This window comes from Streptomyces sp. NPDC059696 (assembly GCF_042733745.1).
Classification (GTDB): domain Bacteria; phylum Actinomycetota; class Actinomycetes; order Streptomycetales; family Streptomycetaceae; genus Streptomyces.
The window spans coordinates 1-1170 of record NZ_JBHWFG010000092.1; the positions used below are offsets into that span (position 1 = coordinate 1).

The following is a 1170-nucleotide window of genomic DNA, read 5'->3' on the forward strand; positions in this document are numbered from 1 at the left end:
GGGGAGGACCGCGCACTCCAGGACCGAGGGGTCGCGGTTCAGCGCGGCCTCGATCTCGGTGAGTTCCACGCGGTTGCCGAACAGCTTGACCTGGAAGTCGCTGCGGCCCCGGAACTCCAGGGCGCCGTCGAACCGCACCCGCGCCAGATCCCCGGTCCGGTACCACCGGTCGCCGTCCGGGGCGAAGCCGGCGACGGGTGCGAACAGCGCGCCGTGGTCCGGGCCGCCCTCGACGGCGAGGTACCCCGGCGTCACGTACGGGGAGCGGACCACCAGTTCGCCGGTGACGCCGGCCGGGCTCGGCCGGTCGTGTTCGTCCACGACGAGGACCTGACGGCCGGGGAGCGGGCGCCCGATCGGGACCTGGCCCGCGACCGGTCCGGTGATCTCGTGCCAGGTCGCGGCGATCGTCTCGGTGGGCCCGTACAGATTGATCAGGCGGGTCCGGGGCAGGGCCGCGCGCAGCCCGTCCACCAGTTCGCCCGGCAGCGCCTCCCCCATCAGGAGCAGGTGGCTCAGGGCGTCGGGCCGCCGGTCGGGGCCGGAGCCGGTGATCACGCCGAGGAGGTCCCGGGCGAAGCTGGGCACGGTCTGGATGTGGGTGATGCCCTCCTGGACGAGCCAGGGCACCAGCTTGTCGGGGTTGACCCTGACGCGCTCCGGTACCGGACAGAGCGTGCCGCCGGCCACGAGCGTCGCGAAGACCTCGGCCAGCGCCGGGTCGTGCTCCGGGGAGACCCACTGGGCCACCCGCGCGCCCGGCCCCATCGCGAACTGCTCGCCCATCCAGCCGGCGAACTGGGCCAGCGCGGCGTGGGACTGGACGATCCCCTTGGGGCGCCCCGTCGAACCGGAGGTGAACGCCACGTAGGCGAGGTCCTCCGGGTCCGGCCGGGCCCCGGCCGCCGCGTCCGCACCGGGAGCGGCGGAGGGGGAGCCGAGCACCTGGGAGGCGTCCAGCAGACGGGCGCCCGGTTCACCGGCGTACCAGAGCGCCAGCGGATCCTCCTGCGGACCGCCGTCGAGCACCATGCACGACGGGCGCAGATCGCGGAGCATCGACCGGTGGCGTTCGCCCCCGCCGTCCGGCGCGAACCACGCCAGGTGGGCGCCCGCTTCCAGGACTCCCAGCAGCACCGCGATCCGGTGGGCGCCCGGTCGCATCCGCAC

The 1170-nt window shown here is 75.0% G+C and carries 1 protein-coding gene; it reads right to left on the reverse strand.

The features are described 5' to 3' along the window. On the reverse strand, positions 1–1170 hold a 1170-nt coding region (locus tag ACFV20_RS36740; RefSeq protein WP_385665443.1), incomplete at both ends, for an AMP-binding protein.